The organism is Marinococcus salis (genome assembly GCF_054971365.1).
Genome location: NZ_JBQOJB010000003.1, coordinates 253773 through 272344, shown reverse-complemented (window position 1 = coordinate 272344; position 18572 = coordinate 253773). Strand labels below are relative to the sequence as shown.

Annotated in this window: 18 protein-coding genes and 16 tRNA genes; 27 read left to right on the top strand and 7 right to left on the bottom strand. The window is 47.4% G+C overall.

The window, feature by feature from the left end; all coding sequences use genetic code 11:
* The first annotated feature begins 91 nt into the window (after nt 1–91).
* The 16 genes from ACTTK6_RS04860 to ACTTK6_RS04785 all read left to right on the top strand — a co-directional run bounded on the left by ACTTK6_RS04860 (nt 92) and on the right by ACTTK6_RS04785 (nt 1622).
* Nucleotides 92–166: transfer RNA gene (locus ACTTK6_RS04860), tRNA-Asn, on the top strand.
* A 2-nt stretch (nt 167–168) separates the two neighbouring features.
* A tRNA-Ser gene (locus ACTTK6_RS04855) sits at nt 169–259 on the top strand.
* Between the two features lie 17 nt (nt 260–276).
* A tRNA-Glu gene (locus tag ACTTK6_RS04850) sits at nt 277–351 on the top strand.
* A gap of 5 nt (nt 352–356) precedes the next feature.
* A tRNA-Val gene (locus ACTTK6_RS04845) sits at nt 357–432 on the top strand.
* A 12-nt stretch (nt 433–444) separates the two neighbouring features.
* Nucleotides 445–521, top strand: a tRNA-Met gene (locus tag ACTTK6_RS04840).
* A 3-nt stretch (nt 522–524) separates the two neighbouring features.
* A tRNA-Asp gene (locus tag ACTTK6_RS04835) sits at nt 525–600 on the top strand.
* 104 nt (nt 601–704) lie between these two features.
* A tRNA-Phe gene (locus ACTTK6_RS04830) sits at nt 705–780 on the top strand.
* Nucleotides 781–790: 10 nt separating this feature from the next.
* Nucleotides 791–866 (top strand) — tRNA-Thr (locus ACTTK6_RS04825).
* A gap of 5 nt (nt 867–871) precedes the next feature.
* A tRNA-Tyr gene (locus ACTTK6_RS04820) sits at nt 872–956 on the top strand.
* 7 nt (nt 957–963) lie between these two features.
* Nucleotides 964–1037 (top strand) — tRNA-Trp (locus tag ACTTK6_RS04815).
* A gap of 24 nt (nt 1038–1061) precedes the next feature.
* Nucleotides 1062–1137 (top strand) — tRNA-His (locus ACTTK6_RS04810).
* Between the two features lie 10 nt (nt 1138–1147).
* Nucleotides 1148–1222: transfer RNA gene (locus ACTTK6_RS04805), tRNA-Gln, on the top strand.
* A 3-nt stretch (nt 1223–1225) separates the two neighbouring features.
* Nucleotides 1226–1300: transfer RNA gene (locus tag ACTTK6_RS04800), tRNA-Gly, on the top strand.
* Nucleotides 1301–1334: 34 nt separating this feature from the next.
* Nucleotides 1335–1409 (top strand) — tRNA-Cys (locus ACTTK6_RS04795).
* A 23-nt stretch (nt 1410–1432) separates the two neighbouring features.
* Nucleotides 1433–1522 (top strand) — tRNA-Leu (locus ACTTK6_RS04790).
* Nucleotides 1523–1536: 14 nt separating this feature from the next.
* Nucleotides 1537–1622, top strand: a tRNA-Leu gene (locus tag ACTTK6_RS04785).
* A gap of 121 nt (nt 1623–1743) precedes the next feature.
* Here ACTTK6_RS04785 and ACTTK6_RS04780 read toward each other — a convergent pair.
* Nucleotides 1744–2445 (bottom strand): hypothetical protein, encoded by a 702-nt coding sequence (locus ACTTK6_RS04780; protein ID WP_462832829.1) that lies wholly within the window; start codon nt 2443–2445, stop codon nt 1744–1746.
* A gap of 85 nt (nt 2446–2530) precedes the next feature.
* Here ACTTK6_RS04780 and queG point away from each other — a divergent pair, with 85 nt between their 5' ends.
* Genes queG through ACTTK6_RS04755 form a run of 5 tightly spaced genes read left to right on the top strand, consistent with a single transcriptional unit; the run spans nt 2531 to nt 5623 of the window.
* Nucleotides 2531–3676, top strand: a complete 1146-nt coding sequence (gene queG / locus ACTTK6_RS04775) for a tRNA epoxyqueuosine(34) reductase QueG (protein WP_462832828.1) — start codon at nt 2531–2533, stop codon at nt 3674–3676.
* A 29-nt stretch (nt 3677–3705) separates the two neighbouring features.
* Nucleotides 3706–4233, top strand: coding sequence for a methylated-DNA--[protein]-cysteine S-methyltransferase (locus ACTTK6_RS04770; protein WP_462832827.1), 528 nt, complete (start codon nt 3706–3708; stop codon nt 4231–4233).
* Nucleotides 4234–4253: 20 nt separating this feature from the next.
* On the top strand, nt 4254–4727 hold the full coding sequence (gene trmL / locus ACTTK6_RS04765) for a tRNA (uridine(34)/cytosine(34)/5-carboxymethylaminomethyluridine(34)-2'-O)-methyltransferase TrmL (protein WP_079476961.1): 474 nt from the start codon (nt 4254–4256) through the stop codon (nt 4725–4727).
* Between the two features lie 17 nt (nt 4728–4744).
* Nucleotides 4745–5050 (top strand): antibiotic biosynthesis monooxygenase family protein, encoded by a 306-nt coding sequence (locus ACTTK6_RS04760; RefSeq protein WP_079476959.1) that lies wholly within the window; start codon nt 4745–4747, stop codon nt 5048–5050.
* A gap of 15 nt (nt 5051–5065) precedes the next feature.
* Nucleotides 5066–5623, top strand: a complete 558-nt coding sequence (locus tag ACTTK6_RS04755; protein ID WP_462832825.1) for a DUF5366 family protein — start codon at nt 5066–5068, stop codon at nt 5621–5623.
* 13 nt (nt 5624–5636) lie between these two features.
* On the opposite strand, the gene ACTTK6_RS04750 is transcribed toward ACTTK6_RS04755, so the two are convergent.
* A complete protein-coding gene (locus ACTTK6_RS04750; protein WP_462832824.1) occupies nt 5637–7508 on the bottom strand; it encodes a transglycosylase domain-containing protein in 1872 nt (623 codons plus the stop codon).
* Nucleotides 7509–7691: 183 nt separating this feature from the next.
* Here ACTTK6_RS04750 and lepB point away from each other — a divergent pair, with 183 nt between their 5' ends.
* Nucleotides 7692–8246, top strand: coding sequence for a signal peptidase I (lepB, locus tag ACTTK6_RS04745; protein WP_079476956.1), 555 nt, complete (start codon nt 7692–7694; stop codon nt 8244–8246).
* 58 nt (nt 8247–8304) lie between these two features.
* On the opposite strand, the gene msrA is transcribed toward lepB, so the two are convergent.
* Nucleotides 8305–8862, bottom strand: a complete 558-nt coding sequence (msrA, locus tag ACTTK6_RS04740; RefSeq protein ID WP_079476955.1) for a peptide-methionine (S)-S-oxide reductase MsrA — start codon at nt 8860–8862, stop codon at nt 8305–8307.
* Nucleotides 8863–8980: 118 nt separating this feature from the next.
* On the opposite strand from msrA, the gene ACTTK6_RS04735 reads away from it, so the two are divergent.
* From ACTTK6_RS04735 to ACTTK6_RS04715, 5 genes are all read left to right on the top strand, one after another.
* Nucleotides 8981–9526 carry a glycerol-3-phosphate responsive antiterminator gene (locus tag ACTTK6_RS04735; protein ID WP_079476954.1) on the top strand — a complete coding sequence of 182 codons (546 nt, stop codon included), beginning with the start codon at nt 8981–8983 and terminating at the stop codon, nt 9524–9526.
* Nucleotides 9527–9552: 26 nt separating this feature from the next.
* Nucleotides 9553–11049, top strand: a complete 1497-nt coding sequence (gene glpK / locus ACTTK6_RS04730) for a glycerol kinase GlpK (protein WP_079476953.1) — start codon at nt 9553–9555, stop codon at nt 11047–11049.
* Nucleotides 11050–11202: 153 nt separating this feature from the next.
* Nucleotides 11203–12891 (top strand): glycerol-3-phosphate dehydrogenase/oxidase, encoded by a 1689-nt coding sequence (locus tag ACTTK6_RS04725; RefSeq protein ID WP_079476952.1) that lies wholly within the window; start codon nt 11203–11205, stop codon nt 12889–12891.
* Between the two features lie 166 nt (nt 12892–13057).
* Nucleotides 13058–14797, top strand: coding sequence for a phospho-sugar mutase (locus ACTTK6_RS04720; RefSeq protein WP_462832822.1), 1740 nt, complete (start codon nt 13058–13060; stop codon nt 14795–14797).
* 72 nt (nt 14798–14869) lie between these two features.
* Complete coding sequence (locus ACTTK6_RS04715; protein ID WP_079476950.1) at nt 14870–15694, top strand: arylamine N-acetyltransferase; 825 nt, start codon at nt 14870–14872, stop codon at nt 15692–15694.
* 55 nt (nt 15695–15749) lie between these two features.
* Here ACTTK6_RS04715 and ACTTK6_RS04710 read toward each other — a convergent pair whose 3' ends face one another.
* Genes ACTTK6_RS04710 through ACTTK6_RS04695 form a run of 4 tightly spaced genes read right to left on the bottom strand, consistent with a single transcriptional unit; the run spans nt 15750 to nt 18397 of the window.
* Entirely contained in the window at nt 15750–16022 is a 273-nt protein-coding gene (locus tag ACTTK6_RS04710; RefSeq protein ID WP_079476949.1) for an acylphosphatase, read from the bottom strand.
* A gap of 21 nt (nt 16023–16043) precedes the next feature.
* A complete protein-coding gene (locus ACTTK6_RS04705; protein ID WP_079476948.1) occupies nt 16044–16271 on the bottom strand; it encodes a hypothetical protein in 228 nt (75 codons plus the stop codon).
* Between the two features lie 43 nt (nt 16272–16314).
* Nucleotides 16315–17133, bottom strand: a complete 819-nt coding sequence (gene pdxK / locus ACTTK6_RS04700) for a pyridoxine/pyridoxal/pyridoxamine kinase (RefSeq protein WP_094908017.1) — start codon at nt 17131–17133, stop codon at nt 16315–16317.
* 31 nt (nt 17134–17164) lie between these two features.
* Nucleotides 17165–18397: an aminopeptidase gene (locus ACTTK6_RS04695; RefSeq protein ID WP_462832820.1), complete on the bottom strand. Its 1233-nt coding sequence runs from the start codon at nt 18395–18397 to the stop codon at nt 17165–17167.
* Nucleotides 18398–18572: the final 175 nt, after the last annotated feature.

Genomic DNA, 18572 nt, shown 5'->3' with positions numbered 1-18572 from the left:
CGAACACGGAAGTTAAGCTCTTCAGCGTTGATGATAGCCGGGGGCTCTCCCCCCGTGAAAGTAGATCGCTGCCGGGCTTTTTTTATTATATTCCGCAGTAGCTCAGTGGTAGAGCAATCGGCTGTTAACCGATTGGTCGCAGGTTCGAATCCTGCCTGCGGAGCCACTGGAGAGCTGTCCGAGTGGCCGAAGGAGCACGATTGGAAATCGTGTAGGCGGCATTCCCGTCTCGAGGGTTCGAATCCCTCGCTCTCCGCCATACATATTTATTTCAGAGGCCCGTTGGTCAAGTGGTTAAGACACCGCCCTTTCACGGCGGTAACACGGGTTCGAATCCCGTACGGGTCACCATTCACGGAGGATTAGCTCAGCTGGGAGAGCACCTGCCTTACAAGCAGGGGGTCGGCAGTTCGATCCTGTCATCCTCCACCATATATTTTATATCGCGGGGTAGAGCAGTCTGGTAGCTCGTCGGGCTCATAACCCGGAGGTCGTCGGTTCAAATCCGTCCCCCGCAACCAAAAGGGCCTGTGGTGTAGTGGTTAACATGCCTGCCTGTCACGCAGGAGATCGCGGGTTCAAATCCCGTCAGGCCCGCCATTTTACCTTTATTCGTATTGACAAACAAAATGAATAAGGTATAATTTCAGTTGTCTATTCCGAATTGCTTCATTGAATCAATTTATGGCAACAATATCTAATGTGGCTCGATAGCTCAGTCGGTAGAGCAGTGGACTGAAAATCCTCGTGTCGGCGGTTCGATTCCGTCTCGAGCCACCATTCAAAAAATGCCGGTCTAGCTCAATTGGTAGAGCAACTGACTTGTAATCAGTAGGTTGGGGGTTCAAGTCCTCTGGCCGGCACCATATGTGGAGGGGTAGCGAAGTTGGCCAAACGCGGCGGACTGTAAATCCGCTCCTTCGGGTTCGGCGGTTCGAATCCGTCCCCCTCCACCACTTATACAGGGGTATAGTTTAATGGCAAAACAGCGGTCTCCAAAACCGCCAATGTGGGTTCGATTCCTACTACCCCTGCCATTTTTAATGTGTTATGTTCATATGGCGGTTGTGGCGAAGTGGTTAACGCACCGGATTGTGGTTCCGGCACGCGTGGGTTCAATTCCCACCAATCGCCCCATATTGGATAATGGGCTATAGCCAAGCGGTAAGGCATCGGGTTTTGGTCCCGTGATGCGCTGGTTCGAATCCAGCTAGCCCAGCCAATTGCGGAAGTAGTTCAGTGGTAGAACACCACCTTGCCAAGGTGGGGGTCGCGGGTTCGAATCCCGTCTTCCGCTCCATTATTAACATAAGCATTAAGCCATTCTCTGGAATGGCGGTATAGCCAAGTGGTAAGGCACGGGTCTGCAAAACCCTTATCCCCCGGTTCGAATCCGGGTACCGCCTCCATTATTAAAGAGAAGCAAACGCCTGCCGGGGTGGTGGAATTGGTAGACACACAGGACTTAAAATCCTGCGGTTGGTCATCAACCGTGCCGGTTCGAGTCCGGCCCTCGGTACCATTTTTTAGTTGAACGGCGAAGTGGCGGAACCGGTAGACGCGCTTGACTCAAAATCAAGTGTCCTCTGGACGTGTGGGTTCGAGTCCCACCTTCGCTACCATTTAACGAGCCAGGAAAACGTTTCTAGAGAGAAGCGTTATTTTTATGTTTAATTTTAAATGCGAAAGCTGGATATAAAGAAAAAGTCTTTCCTTTTTAAAAAGGAGAGACTTTTTTTATAATTATAAGGAGAACTCCCAGACAGGAGAAGCTGCGCGCAGAAGACGGCTTTCTACGGTGCCTCCGTGAATTTGAGTAAACATATCTCCCACTGCCTGAGTAAGTTCAGCAGCAGAATCATTGGAGAGCTGTGGCCGTATAAAGGTTAATTGTATTGCTGTAGTAGTCGAACGGCTGGTTCTGCTGTCCAGGCCTGGTCCGCTTAATGAGGCCAATGTTTTCTTGCGGTCTTTGGCGATAATTTGTCCGTACATCGGATGGAGATGGTTTTCAGTGATCTGAAGCTGGTCCTGCTCTACGCCGAAGCCGATTTTTACATAATCGAAGACAGTATCTGCATCGATCAATATAACCGGAGTTTCATACTGAAGATTAAAAAAATGAATGAGGTCTTCACCGGAATGCTCAGAAGGCGGGATATTATCTGCCTGTAAATTTTTGTGCAGCTGTTCATGGAGAGGTGGCAGCGAACGGTCAATAAGCCCTGCCTGTTCTAATATTTGTTGCCACTGCCGAACACCTGTATAGTCATAGACAGACTGATCAAGCAGATCCATCTGGATTTGTTTATGGAAGAAGTCCACGCGCCCCCGAAGCATTCCAGGGGAGTCATCAATAACAATGTCGCGGTAGATGTTGACGCCGCATTGAAAAGAAGGAATAATTTTAAAAACAGCAGAAGAAATAGAAATGTCTTTGAGCATATATATCCCCCTTCATGTCTAGCTCATAATGTATCATACCACTTTCACAGACTCCGGCGAAATGATTTATAAAGGAGGGCCGTCCATGCGAACGGCACAGGAATTAAAAGAGGAAATTCAGGCATTTGCGGAATCTATCGGCATTGATAAAGTAGGTTTTGCTTCTGCCTCCCCCTTTGTAACCTTAAAAGCAAGGCTGAAAGAACAGCAGCGGCTGAACTATCAGTCCGGCTTTGAAGAAGACGATATTGATAAAAGAACGCACCCTGAGCTTCTCCTGACGGAAGCGACAACGATTATATCTATCGCCCTCGCATATCCCACGAAGCTTCCGGAGGCGCCAAAGAATCGCCCTGGAGCACGTAGAGGCCAGTTTTGCCGTGCTTCCTGGGGCAAAGATTACCATGACGTCCTGCGGGATAAATTAAACCAACTGGAGACCTTCATACAAGAAACGGTTCCGGGAGCAGAGTGTAAATCGATGGTTGATACTGGTGAATTATCGGACCGTGCAGTGGCAGAGCGTGCGGGCATTGGATGGAGCGGCAAAAACTGCGCTATAATTACCCCTGAATTCGGCTCGCATGTTTATTTAGGCGAAATGATTACTACGCTGTACCTGCCGGAGGATACTCCGCTGATGGATCAATGCGGCACGTGCAACCGCTGTGTGGATTTATGCCCCACGGATGCTTTGATTCAGGGGGGACAGCTTGACGCGAAAAAGTGTATCGCCTATTTGACGCAGACGAAGGAAGCGCTGCCGGAGCGCTACCGCCATAAGCTTGGCAATAGATTGTACGGATGCGACACCTGCCAGCAGGTGTGTCCGGAAAATAAAGGGGTAGATTTCCATAACCACCCGGAATTTGAACCGGAGCCGGAAGTAGTGAAGCCACTGCTCGAACCGTTATTAACAATTTCTAACCGGGAGTTTAAAGAAAAATTCGGATACATTGCCGGTTCGTGGAGAGGAAAAAAACCAATTCAGCGTAACGCCCTGATCGCTCTCGGCCATATGAAAGAAAAATCCTCGATACCGACAATTGTACAGCTGCTCTGTAACGATCCGCGGCCGGTGATACGAGGGGCCTGTGCCTGGGCATTAGGAGAAATGCCGACGCAGGAAGGAGTCGAGGCACTGCATCATGCTGGCAGCAGGGAAAAAGACGAAGAAGTGCTTGAAGAAATTTCAAAAGCATTGGATAAAACATCTCCGGAACGAGTATAATAGAAGAAAATGTATCAAGGAGGATTATTATGGAGGCGTGGGCTGCATCGCGAACAATCGGTAATATAGGTGAAGTGACCGTAGTAATATACGAAGGCCGTGTCTGCATGCTGCACTTTGGTTCCTTAAAAGAAAATGAAGAACGAATAAACCGTTGGCTGAAAAAGCATATCGGTGCTTCATGCGGACTGCGGGCAGAACTGCATCCTCTGCATAATAAAGTTTTCCGGGAGCTCGAAGAATATGAGGCGAACGAGCGCACCGATTTTACGGTGCCGCTCGATATGAGGGGGACGCCTTTTCAAAAAAGAGTATGGGAGGCCCTTCAAGGTATTCCTTATGGAATGACAAAGTCCTATGCAGAAATTGCTGCAGAAGCTGATTCGCCAAAAGCTTTCCGGGCAGTAGGAATGGCTAATAACAAAAACCCGGTTTCCATTATCGTTCCGTGCCATCGGGTCATTGGGAAAAACGGGAAAATGGTAGGGTTTGGCGGGGGAGTACATGTAAAAGAAGGACTGCTTGAACTAGAAAGAGCGCAGGCGGTATCGCGGTAGGAAAAGAAGGAGAGAGCGATTTGGCTTTACACGTGGTATTATTTCAACCAGAAATACCGGCAAACACTGGAAACATTGCAAGAACGTGTGCGGGGACGGATACTCACCTGCATTTAATACGCCCGCTTGGTTTTTCTACGGAGGACCGGATGTTGAAGCGGGCGGGATGTGATTACTGGCCCAATGTGCAGATTCACTATTATGATTCACTTGAAGAATGGATGAACTCGTATCCGGAAGCGGAATTTTTCTTTGTAGAAACAGTAGGCTCGTCTTCATATGCCGTGCATGACTATTCAGATCCGGCGAAAGATTATTTTTTTGTATTTGGGCGTGAAACTACTGGCCTTCCCGAATATGTGACTGAGAAGTATCAGGAAAAGTGTATCCGGATACCCCAGAATGATAAAGTCCGTTCATTAAATTTGTCCAACACGGCAGCTATTTTAGTGTATGAAGCGCTTCGCCAGCAGGCGTTTCCACAATTACAATAATGAAAGAGGGATAAAAAATGTACGTTGTTATTAATGAACTTGAGGTGCCGGCAGAAGCGAAGGAACAAATTCAGGAACGTTTTGGCGCTAGTGCTGAAAAGATGAATCAGGTGCCGGGGTGTTTGGAATTTTTGTTTTTAGACGAAACGACAGAAGATGGAAAACAGCTTGTTTTCACAAAGTGGGAGACCAAGGAAGACTTTCAGAACTGGCTTGAAAGTGACTCTTTTAAATCTTCTCATCGATCAGGCGGGCAGGAAAAAAGAGAGAGCGCTGCCACCGGTAATCAGATCCGCCAATTTCATGTCGTCCATGCTAACTGACCCCTGGAGTACGCAATGAAAAATGCCTATTTGACCAGCCACTTTCCGATCCTTGCTATTTTATTTTTCTGTTTATCCTTTGGCGTCTGGACCCAGCAGTATACCGCCGCTTTTTTAGAAACGGCCGGTGTTTATCAGGGCATGCTCGAGTTTTTTTCAGAGAATGGAATTAAATTAACCATGCTTTTTATACTTATGCTTGCGTTTTTTATGATCATTGCTGCCTTAAAATTAATTTCGGATACAATGATGGGGCTGTCCTTGTTATTTTTTTTAAACGATGAAGCTGGAGACGCCCGCTCTTATCTTCAAAGCTGTGGATGGATCTATTTAATAGCTGGGGGAGTGTCACTGTTTCTTACTTCCCAACTTTATCTACTCGGAGGGCTTTTCATTGGAGCGACGCTTGTGTCATTCGTGTATTTGATCATCCGCCTGGCCTCCTCTCTTCGTTTTACCGGAATGGTTGGTTTTTTTCTACTGCATGTGTCTTTCTGGGGACTTTTTATTCTTGGGACGGGATATGCGTTTTTACGTTTGTACAATAGTTTTTTACATAGTTTGCCAGTATGAAAAAAACGGACGGCTAAGGCTGTTCGTTTTTTTCGTAAAGCATGGGATAAATCGTTTTCCAGAAAGCGATGGCGCTGTTATCCGGAGGTAGGGGCCGGGGGTCGTCGTATCCATGCCAGACCCCCACTGTGTACCTGTCATCATAGCCGGCAAACCAACTGTCTCTCGTAGCATTTGAAGTACCCGTTTTGCCGCTGACATCTGCAAAACCTGCCAGGCTGGAAGCCGTTCCTGAAACGACAGTGGCGCGAAGAACTTCACGCATTTGATCATTGGTTTCAGGAGACCAGACGGTGGTTTCCTGGGACTCCCATTCAAACAGGAGCTTTCCATCTGCATCAGTAACAGAAGTAATAGCACGCGGTGGCTCGTACGTTCCGTCGTTAGAAAATACGGTGTAAGCGCTTGTTAATTCCACTGGTGAAACACCACGTTCAACGCCGCCGAGAGCAGCAGCGTACTGCCTGTCTGCCGGAGTTAATTCCGCCCACTCAAACTTCTCGAGGTACTGAAAGGAAGCTTCTAGGCCGGTTTGATGCATAAGGCGCAGAGCGGAGGTGTTGTAGGAAAAGGCAAGCGCTGATTTAATCGTGACGCGCTCTTTTGCTGCTCCGCCTTCATTTGCAGGGCAATAGGAAGCAACACAGTATTTTTTGGTAGAAACTAATTGGTGAATCGAACGCTCGTGTTCTTCAAGGTACGGTCCGTAGACGAGCAGCGGCTTCCATACTGATCCAGGCTGCCGGTAAGCCTGAAAAGCCCGGTTGAATTCATATTCATGATAATCTGCCCCGCCGCTCATGGCCGTAAGAGCGCCGGCACGATGATCAATGATAACGGCGGCTCCTTCTATGCCGCGCTGTTGCCAGTAGGAGCGGGATTTTTCTATTAGCATATTCTGTATATCAGTGTCCAGGGTGGTATGGATGGTAATACCGGACTGAAGGAGCTGGTTTGTGCGTATGTTAAGCTTCTCGGAAAGAGCTTCTTTTTCGCTTCCCTCCGCTTGATTGAGCCGTTCGTCCCAACCTTCGTTTTGTGCCACAAGCTGTTTGAATTCATGTTTTACATAATCAGTATAATCAGGATAGGGATTGGCATTTCTTTCTTGTAAATCTACGGAAACAGTTTCTTCGGAAGCGCTCATTTTTTCTTCAGCAGTTATCACTTCGGCTTCATTCATTTTTTCCAATATCCACAGCTGCCTTTCCCGGGTCCGCTCGGGATGTTCCACGGGGTTATAGTAGGACGGATTAGCCGGTACCGCTGCCAAAAAAGCTGTTTGCGCGAGCGAGAGATCACTGCTTGACCTGCCAAAATAGGAATGGCTTGCCGTTTCGAAACCGTAAATACCTTCGCCAAAATAAATAGTGTTCATATACATTTCCAGTATTTCGTTTTTTGTATAGGATTGTTCGAACTGGTAAGCGAAAAGAACTTCGGCAACCTTTCGTTCATAGGTCTGCTGATGAGAGAAATAGATATTTCTTGTCGCCTGCTGCGTAATTGTACTTGCTCCTTCTTCAATGCTCCCGGTACTTGCATTGCTTATAAGAGCCCGTACAACGCCTAAAGGATCAACTCCCTGGTGTTCGTAAAACTTTTGGTCCTCTGTGGCAATAAATGCAGCTCTGGCATGTTCAGGAAAGTGAGAAAGCGATACGTAACGACGGTCTTCCTCTGTCCTGTATTCAGCAATTTGATCACCCTTATGGTCGGTAACGTAACTGTTCTGGGCAATAGGTACGCTGGAAACGTCCACCTGTTCTTCAAGGAAAGAAGAAAGAGCCTGGGTGCTGCTCAGCTCTTTTATAAACAGCCAGGAAACCACTGCCCCGCTGGTTATAAATAATAGTATCCATATAAGCCCTAAGAGTTTTCTCATGTAATTAATTCCTTTGCCTCAGTATATTTAATATATCGACAAAGAAGGCTTTAAGATTAAAAGGAAAAGAAAGTTCCGTAAAAAATATGATATAATGCCTCTAGTCTGCATGTATTTCTGGATTGTTCATCCGCAGAAACCGTGCTAGAGTGAAAAGGCAGATAGAAACGGAGGAAGTCGGTAATGACGAATTGGTCAAAGGAAATATGGGATTGGATTAAAGTAATTGTCGTCGTCGTATTAATTGTCGTCATTGTGCGCGGCTTCTTGTTTGCCAACTATGTGGTTAGTGGCCCTTCCATGCTGCCTACAGTGGAAGACGGGCAGCGGATGATTATTAACAAGATCGGCTATGCTTTTTCTGAGCCCGAGCACTCAGATATTATCGTTTTCCATGCAAATGAAAACAGTGATTATATTAAAAGAGTTATCGGGCTCCCCGGGGACACAGTAGAATACAGAGATGATACTCTCTACATCAACGGAGAAGCCCAGGAAGAGCCGTACTTAGAAGAATATAAAAATGAAACAAGCGGGGTCTTCACTCAGGACTTTACACTTGAGGGGGTAACCGGTGAAACAACCGTCCCGGAAGACAGTTATTTTGTAATGGGCGACAACCGCCCGAGGAGTGAAGACAGCAGAGCTGATGCCGTCGGTTTTGTAGATGAAAACCAGATTGTCGGGGAAGCGAGTATCAGGTACTGGCCGCTCGATGATTTTACCTTCAGTCCATAAAAAGAGCTTCAGCAGATGCTGCCTGCTGAAGCTCTTTTTGATAGAAAATAATTTATTATTAATGCCCCGGGGAACTGTCCCAGTGAGCTTCAATAAATTCATCACGGCCGGAGAGGGCGCGGTCTTTTTTATAAGCTTCCCGTTCTTTTTTGTAAAAGTTCTGGTGGGATTCTTCAGCCGGATAAAAAGGTTCCGCCGGTTTGATCTCTGTGACTACGGGGTCACGGAATCGGCCGCTGTCTTCTACCCGCTGCCTCGAGGCTTCCGCCAGCCGGCGCTGCTCTTCGCTATGGTAGAAAATAGCCGTCTGGTATTGCGGGCCGCGGTCGTGAAACTGGCCGTCTGGATCGGTAGGATCAATTTGAGGCCAGTATAGATCGAGCAGCTGCTGATAGGAAAACAGCGCGGGGTCAAATTCAATTTGAACTGCTTCTCTATGACCTGTGGTACCGGCTTTTACCTGCTCATACGAAGGGTTTGCGACACTGCCTCCGGTGTAGCCGGACGTAATGGAGATAATGCCGGGCAGCTCGTCAAACGGCTGTACCATGCACCAAAAGCACCCGCCGGCAAAGGTAGCCAGTTCATTATTTTTTGTCTCGTTTTGTTGGGTCATTGCGAACACCGTCCATCACCTGTATAGTATTTTTTGTATTTGTGTAAAGTATAGCACAGCTAAAAGCAGTCGTAATTCAAAAAGCTTGAACGCGAAAGGGAGATAAAGGGGGAAAGATATGCTTACCGGCCAAAAAATTCTGCCAGCCGCCCGTAATGAAAGGGAGTTTGAAAAAGCGCTCAAAACCTCCGGACGGTACGTAGTCATTTTGAACGTGCATTTGGCAAAGCTTAAAAGCCTGATGCAGTTAAGCAAACGGGCGGATAAAAAAGTGCTTTTGCATGCAGATCTGGTCCAGGGACTCGCCCATGACGATTCTGCAGCCCAGTATTTGTGCCAGAATATCCGTCCGGACGGTTTGATCAGCACTCGCCGGCAGATTCTTACAACTGCCAAAAAAAACAACCTTATCACAGTGCAGCGCTTGTTTTTACTGGATTCACTCGCGCTTGAAACAAGCTATAAGCTGCTTGAAGACATTAAACCAGACATGGTGGAGCTTCTGCCGGGTATTGTACCATCTATGATTAAGGAAGTAGCAGAAAATAAAAATGTGCCTGTTATTGCAGGTGGCCTTATTCGTTCGCAGGAAGAGGTTTCTGCTGCTTGGAGTGCAGGAGCATCGGCCATATCGACGACGGAAAAATCACTGTGGCCAAAATAGAGAAAAGATAAGTGGAGGAAACAACGATGACTGAAAAGAAATACATTCTCGCAATAGACCAGGGAACGACCAGTTCAAGAGCTATATTGTTTGATCAGGAAGGCCGGATTGTAGGCAGTGAACAGCGTGAGTTGGAGCAGTATTTTCCCCGCGCCGGCTGGGTGGAACACAATGCCAATGAAATCTGGTCCGGTGTGCTCGGCTGTATTGCCGGAGTGCTTGAGAACAATGAAGTTTCTCCAAAGCAGATCAGCGGGATCGGCATTACAAATCAACGTGAAACCACAGTGGTGTGGGACAAGCACACCGGAAAACCAGTGTATCACGCATTGGTATGGCAGTCCCGGCAGACTGCCACTATTTGTGATGAATTAAAGCAGCAGGGATATGAAGACATGGTAAGAAGCAAAACCGGTCTTCTGCTTGACCCTTACTTTTCGGGAACGAAAGTAAAATGGATTCTTGATAATATTGATGGAACGAAAGAAAGAGCAGAGCAGGGAGATTTGTTGTTTGGAACGATTGATACGTGGCTGATCTGGAGGCTAACCGGCGGCAAGGCTCATGTAACGGACTATTCCAATGCCTCGCGTACGATGATGTTTAACATTTATGACCTAACCTGGGACCAGGAACTTCTACAGATGCTGGACATTCCCGAAACGATGCTTCCTGAAGTGAAATCGTCGTCGGAAATTTACGGCCATACGGTAAATTATCATTTCTTTGGGGAAGAGATACCAATCGCCTCAGCAGCCGGTGATCAGCATGCAGCTTTGTTTGGACAAACGTGCTTCGACGAAGGTATGGTCAAAAATACTTACGGCACGGGCTGCTTTATGCTGATGCAGACGGGAGAGACTCCGATTCACTCAAACAACGGACTGCTTACAACCATCGCATGGGGTCTTGACGGGAAAGTGAAATATGCGCTTGAAGGAAGTATTTTTGTGGCGGGTTCAGCCGTGCAGTGGCTAAAAGACGGCATGCGCCTGATTGACTCTTCCTCAGATTCTGAAGCTTATGCGCTGCGTGTAAACGACAATGAGGGCGTATACGTGGTCCCGGCCTTCACCGGCCTGGGGGCTCCTTATTGGGACAGCGAAGTGCGGGGGGCTGTATTCGGCCTGACACGTGGTACGGAAAAAGAGCACTTTATCCGGGCGACGCTTGAAGCACTCGCTTACCAGACGAAGGACGTGCTTGACGTTATGAGGGAAGATGCGGGTATGGAAGTAAAAACATTGCGCGTTGACGGCGGCGTTGTGCCGAATAACTTCCTTATGCAGTTCCAGTGTGATATGGCTGATGTCCGGGTGGAACGCCCGTATGTACTTGAAACCACGGCACTCGGAGCGGCTTATCTTGCCGGTCTTGCCACAGGCTTTTGGAAAAACAAAGAAGAGCTTATAGATAAATGGGAGCTTGAAAAATCATTCGACGTGCATATGGAAAAAGAAAAACGGGAAGAACACTATGCAGGTTGGAAAAAAGCGGTTGATGCAGCACGGGCGTTTAAGTAAACATATCGGTTGCAATTGAATGGACGAGCGATTACAATGAAGTTAAGTTAATAAATGGTCGGAGATGCAGAGAGACCGCAGATACCCTTCACACCAGAAGAGGATATCTGCGGTCTTTTTTACTCTCGGATATTTCAAAAGGGGATGAAATGAATGGCAGATCAACATTTTTCTGCACTATCACGCAAAGCGCGTTTGAGAAATATGACAGAGACCCACCTCGACGTGCTTGTCATCGGAGGCGGCATTACTGGAGCGGGTATTACATTGGACGCTACAGCCCGTGGGCTTAACACAGCCTGCATCGAAATGCAGGACTTCGCAGCGGGTACATCCAGCCGTTCTACTAAACTTGTACACGGAGGGCTGCGTTACCTCGAACAGTTTGAAATTAAGCTGGTTGCCGAAGTGGGCAGGGAGCGGGCCATTGTGTACGAAAATGCGCCCCACGTTACTGAGCCGGAGTGGATGCTACTGCCAATCGTAAAAGGCGGAAACCTTGGTAAGACTACTACTTCATTCGGGTTGCAGGTCTATGACCGTCTTGCGCAGGTAAACAAGCATGAGCGCCGTTACATGCTTAACAAAAAAAGAACGATGGAGAAAGAGCCACTACTTCGCGAAGATAACCTTCTTGGAGGCGGCGTTTACGTTGAATACCGTACAGACGACGCGAGATTAACTCTCGAAGCAATGAAAAAGGCTGTGGAGCTCGGCGCTAACGCCGTTAACTACGCCAAAGCTACTGATCTTTTGTATGATAACGGCAAGCTGATTGGCGTGGAAGTAAAAGATCTGATCAACAATGAAACCCACCGCATCTATGCGGACCATGTGGTGAACGCTGCGGGCCCGTGGGTAGACACGCTAAGAAAAGTAGACGGATCGAACACAGGTAAACACCTGCATCACACGAAAGGAATTCACCTTGTGTTTGACCTCAGCCGGTTCCCGCTCCGCCAGGCTACGTACTTTGATGCTCCGGATGGCCGGATGATCTTTGCCATCCCACGTGGCAATAAGGCATACGTGGGCACGACAGATACTGATTACGGATCGAACCTGCAGGAGCCCCGTGTTTCCCGTGAAGACCGCGACTATATTTTAGAAGTAACAAATTATGAATTCCCGTCCCTAAAACTAAAGGCGGAAGACGTAGAATCCAGCTGGTCCGGCATCCGACCGCTCATTCAGGAGGAAGGAAAATCCGCTTCTGAAATTTCCCGTAAAGATGAGATCTTCATTTCCGATTCGGGGTTAATTTCCATTGCTGGTGGTAAGCTGACCGGATACCGTAAAATGGCAGAGCGGATTGTTGACGTCGTGGTGGAAAAAATGAACATTCACGCGCCATGTCCAACCCAGGACATCCGGCTTTCAGGTGGAGAAGTAGGCGGCTCCTCCGGCTATGAAACGTTTGCTGTGAAAGAAGCGTACCGCGGCGAAGCACTAGGTATGACAAGAGACGAAACAGAAGATCTGTTCCGTTTTTACGGGGCAAATGGCTTGAAAATGCTTGAGCTGCTGGAAGAAAATCTTGAAGAAGCGAAAAACAGCGGCATGCCGTTAAAACTTGCTGCCCGGCTGTTGTACGCCCTCGAGTACGAGATGGCAGTTACGCCGCTAGACTTCCTAAACAGAAGAACGGCCTTCCTGTTCTTTGATATGCCGGAGCTGAAGCGCTGGAAAGAGTCTGTGATTGCGTTTATGAAAAAATCATTAAACTGGTCCGACGAAGAAACCAAAGCCTACACTAAAGAGCTTGAATCTGAAATTGCCTATGCAACGAAGCCATATGAAGACGTTGATGACCAAAAAGCCCGGGAAAAACAAGCAAATTAATAAATTGCACAACCTCGCCTGCTCTGTACTTGGAGCAGGCTTTTTTATTTTGAAAGAGAAGAAAGGAATGCCCGAAAACCATGGTAGAAACGCGTGCTTTCTTATATACTGGTAATAGACTGTTTTACTGGGAAACATATTAAACGTTTCAGGAGTGATTGTATATATGAGTTGGACGGACCACTGGAACCGATGGCAAAACCATGCATTTATAGAAGACGCATGGAAAGAAAAGCTTCACGAGCTGGATGAAACGAACGCTGAGGAGTACTTTTATCAATACCTGGCGTTTGGAACCGGGGGCATGCGCGGAGAAATCGGGCCTGGTACGAATAGAATGAATACATACACGATCCGCCGGGCGGCAGAAGGCCTTGCACGGTATATAGAAAATGCGGGAGCGGAGGCAAAGTCCCGAGGGGTTGCAATTGCGTTTGACCCACGTCACTATTCGGAAAAGTTTGCACTCGAAACAGCGCAGACACTTGGGGCGCACGGTATCCAGGTATACTTGTTTGAAGATCTGCGCCCAACGCCCGAGCTTTCATTTGCGGTGCGGAGAACATACGCGTTTGCCGGTGTAGTAATTACAGCAAGTCACAATCCACCGGAATATAACGGCTTTAAAGTGTACGGAGAGGATGGGGGGCAGTTCCCGCCGGGGCCTGCCGATGAGTTGATTGCCTGCGTGGAATCGGTCGAAAATGAACTTGAAATCCGGGTGAAAGACAGCGGCTCGATGCAGGAGGAAGGCCTTCTCGTTATGCTTGGGGAAGAGACCGATGCAGCTTATGATAAAGCGCTGCAGTCGATTCTACTGAAGCCGGAAATGATTAAAGAAAGCGGCAGTGATTTGAATATAGTATTCACACCACTTCACGGAACTGCGAAAGAACCAGTGCTGCGATCACTCACGGAGGCTGGTTTTCACAATGTATCGACAGTGGAGGAGCAGTTAACGCCTGACCCGGAATTTTCTACCGTGCCAAGTCCGAACCCAGAAGAAAAAGAAGCTTTTGCAAAAGCTGTTCAAATAGGAAGCGAAAGCGGTGCTGATATACTGATTGCTACCGATCCAGATGCTGACCGTATTGGCCTGGCAGCTAAAGACAGCAGCGGTGAGTTTATGGTGCTCACTGGAAACCAGACGGGAGCTTTGCTTCTTGATTATCTTCTCATGCAGAAAACAGAAGCTGGAACCCTTCCGGCAAACGGCATTGTAATGAAAACAATTGTAACTTCTGAACTTGGAAGAGCTATAGCAGAACATTATGGCCAGGCATGCGAAGACACGCTCACCGGGTTTAAATTCATCGGTGAAAAAATCAAAATGTATAATGAAACAGGAGAATATGCGTTTCAATTTGGCTATGAGGAATCTTACGGATACTTAATCGGAGACTTTGTGCGCGATAAAGATGCTGTGCAGGCAGCGCTTTTAATCGCAGAAATGGCGCTTTGGCATAAGAAACAGGGACGCACTGTATATGAAGGCCTATTGGAGATTTACAACCGTTATGGATACTTTATGGAAGGGCTTGATTCCATAACGAAAAAAGGAAAAGAGGGCGCGGCCCAAATTGATCACCTGATCGAAACATTCCGCGAAGATCCGCCTGTGCAGGTAAGTGATGCTTCTATTCAAAAACTGGAGGATTATAAAACAGGGGAACGCACGTACTTGCTTGAAAATGGAAAAAAAGAGTCTATTCAGCTTCCGTCTTCGAACGTACTGAAGTTTTTTACAGACGATGACTCCTGGTTCTGTCTACGTCCGTCAGGCACGGAACCAAAAGTGAAGTTTTATTTCGGAGTTAAGGGAGAAACGTTTAAACAAACTGAAGAGAAGCTTCTTCAGCTGAAAATGGATGTCATGGCCATGGTGCATGAACGTCTCGAAGACTGAAAGAGTCTGTAGAGCAAAAAGAAGGTACGTGTTGTTTTTGCCTTCTAACGGCTCAAAAGGAGGTTGTTTGGCATGCAGTCATGGGTAGAGGACTACCTGCACATATTAAAGCTGAAAATAGAGCAGCCAAATGTTCGGTTTTTGACAAAGTTGATTCGTTCCCATCTGCAGCAGTTTCCATTTGAAAACGTAGGTAAGCTGATTGAAGCGGGAGAGAAGACAGAAGCATCAGCATTAATGTCTGTCGAGTCCTTTTTGTATCAGCGCCAGGTATACCAGATGGGAGGAACGTGCTATACGTTGAACGTGCATTTTTATCAGCTGCTGCAGGAGCTGGGATTCTCTGCAAGACTCATTTATTTAAATGAAGACCACGTGTCGATCCGGGTAGAAACCAACCAGCCAGGCCTCTCTCCCTATTTTGTGGATGTAGGTACAACTGCGCCGTTATTTGAACCTATCCCTCTTCGGAAGGCAACGGAGAGCTCAAAAAAGTTTGATGGCGAGCAGCTGCTGTTTCACTATCAGAAGGAGTCGGGGCTGTATCGTTATATACGAATGAAAGACGGAAAGCAGGCGGATGAGTCGTGGGCTTTTAACCCTGAAGTGGAAGCAGAAGAAGCTGCTCTTCAAAACAAGGTCTACAAATCTTACGGGTCGGATGCTCCGTATATGAATCAGCTGCGTCTGCAGCTTTGGCTCCCTGAAAAATATATGCTGCTGTCTTTGAAAAACAATAAACTGATAGCCCGAAAGGCGAGCGGGGCTACGGTGACCAAATATATTCATGGTTTTCCGGCACTTGAGCAGGTGGTCCGCCATGATTTTCATCTGCCTTATCTGCCCGTCTGCCAGGCAGCTGCCCGGCTTGAAGAACGTAAATCCTGGGCTTTCTAATGAAAAAACTCTCCAGCTTAATGTCATCAGCTGGAGAGTTTTTTGTTTCATTTAATTAGAACCGAACGTCAAAAGATTCATTATGGTCGACAGAATCAAGATCAGAGGTTTCGAGGCGTTCAACGGTAGAAAAAGGGCTGCCTTCCTGTACTGCGACAAGAAAGTGATCCATGTCCTGGGGCGTGCCCTCGGCTTCAATTTCCACCACTCCGTTTGATTTGTTGCGAACCCAGCCATGAATATTGTGTTTTACTGCTTCTGACTGAGTGAACTGCCGAAACCCGACGCCTTGAACATTTCCGTGAACTTCTACATGATAGCGTTTCATCTGCATGCTCCTTCCATTTATTTATACTTTTTTGAAATGCTGTTGGAACCAGTGATCCTGTTCTGGCGAGGGGTGCTCACTGATCACATGGATTACATCTTCTTCGTCGGTAGCCATCCAGACGCCGCTCTCATCGAAAAAGCCTGGATAAATGTAACCGTGACGAAAAAGCAGCTGGGGCGGATAAATTTCGATAACATCCATTTCGACGTGCTTATAAACGCTTTTTGTGCATTGAAATAATTCCAAGGTGGTCACCTGCTTATTCCCGGCGTAGAAGCCGAAAACATATTCAAGATTGGGGAGCGCGGTGGCGGTAAGCTGTATGGTTTACAGAACCGACATGATCGTTCAGGCGGAAGGATTCCTGAATGGAAGCTTGAATAAACTGTTTTGCAGTGTGAATTGCTTCCCGCACGCTCTTTCCATTTGCAAGTTCTGCTGTGATGGAAGCAGAAAAAGTGCAGCCCGCGCCGTGAGTGTAGTCTGTATTGATTTTTTCAGATTCAATATACTCAAAGCTGTTGCCGTCATAAAGAACATCGATTGATTTTTCTGCTCCGGTGTCCCCGCCGCCCTTCACAATAACGAAGGAAGGACCAAGCTGATAAATTTTCTCTGCAGCTGCTTTCATGTCCTCGAGCGATTGCGGGAGAGGCACCTGGGCGAGCTGGGATGCTTCGAACAAATTAGGCGTTACAATAAATGCCTTTGGCACAAGCGTTTCCCGCAAATAAGCGTCCATTTCGGGATTGACCGGCTCATCGGCACCTTTGCATACCATCACCGGATCCACCACCAGCTGTTCTATATGGTGTTCATCTAATTTTTTTGCTACGAGCTCGATGACTTCTTTTGAGCCAAGCATTCCGGTTTTAGCAGCTTGGACGCCGATCCCTTTAAGCACTGTATCAAGCTGTGCTTCAAGTGTGGAGATGTCGATCGGATAAACGCGGTGGAACCACTCGTTGTCTGGATCCTGGGAGACAATCGTAGTCAGGGAAACCATTCCGTACGTACCAAGCTCCTGAAATGTTTTTAAATCTGCCTGAATGCCAGCACCACCGCTTGTGTCGGAGCCGGCTATTGTTAATGTTTTAGGTAAACTCATAGTAATCTCCTTTCAAGAAATAGTAGGACAGCTATTCAGCCCATTCACCGTTCCTGAATACAGGTTCTTTTGTTCCGTCGGGAAGAATGCCGTCGATATTCATATTTTCATTTCCAATCATAAAATCAACATGCACGATACTTGTGTTTAAACCGGCCTGCTCTTTCTGATCTTTATTCATCTCCGGTCCATTTTCTACACAGAAAGCATAAGCGCTGCCAAGCGCAATATGATTAGAGGCATTTTCATCAAACAGCGTGTTGAAAAATAAAATGCCAGACTGCGAGATAGGGGAACTGTGTGGCACGAGAGCAACTTCCCCGAGCCGGGCAGCGCCTTCGTCTGAATTAATCAGGTGACGCAGGGTGTCTTCACCTTCACCGGCTTCTATATCCGTAACGGCTCCATTTTTAAAATGAAGCGTAAACTGGTCAATAACATTGCCGCCGTAATTCAATGGCTTGGTGTTGGTTACAAACCCATTAACGAAATCCTTATGGGGAGCGGTAAATACTTCTTCCGTAGGCATGTTAGGAATAAAAGGGACGCCTGAGGTATTGGTGCTTCCGCCGCCGGCCCACACATGCCCGTCAGGAAGGCCGATTTCAAGATCTGTGCCGGGAGCAGTATAATGAAGCGATTTGTATTTTTTGGCGTTCAGCCAATCAACCTTGGCACGCAGCGTGCGGTTATGCTCATCCCAGGCCTGTACCGGGTCTTCGGTGTCCGCCCGTACGGCGCTGAAGATCCGTTCCCAAAGCAGGTCGATAGCCCGGTCTTCCGGCTCGTCAGGAAATACTTTTTTCGCCCATCCCGAAGAAGGAGTGGAAATTACAAGCCAGCTGACACGGTCAGCCTGAATATAATCACGGAATCCTTCCATAGCAGCGCCGGCTGCATTATTCGCATTAGCGATTTTATCAGGATCCACGCCTTTCAGCAGATCGGGATTCGTGGATTTCACCGTGATAAAAGCCGCGCCTTCCCGGGCCAGCTGTTCCCTGCTTTCTGCCCGCCAGGAAGGGAATTCATGAAACGCTTCCTCTGGTGCTTTTTCATATTTAATTTTCGTCAATTCATCGTCTGCCCACTCCGGGTAGACATGTTTTGCTCCGGCTTCATATGCTGCTTCGGCCAGTCTTCTGACAAAAGGTGCAGCATCAATAGGAGCTGCAATAACTAAAGTTTGGCCTGGCTGGATATTAACCCCTTTATCCACGGCAAGTCTTGCATAGTTGTGAAGTTTTTGTTCGAACGTTTTCATGTCTGAAGCTTCCTTTCTCATACAGTGCTGAATAAACATAGACAGTGGTCTCAAATGTCTTTCATCATTATAACACGAGAGGATTCATCATTCTTTTGCCATGTACTGCTTTTTTTAAACAGGCTGGGACATAAAAAAGCCCTGCCGAAATATCTGGACAGGGTAAAAAAGGTAT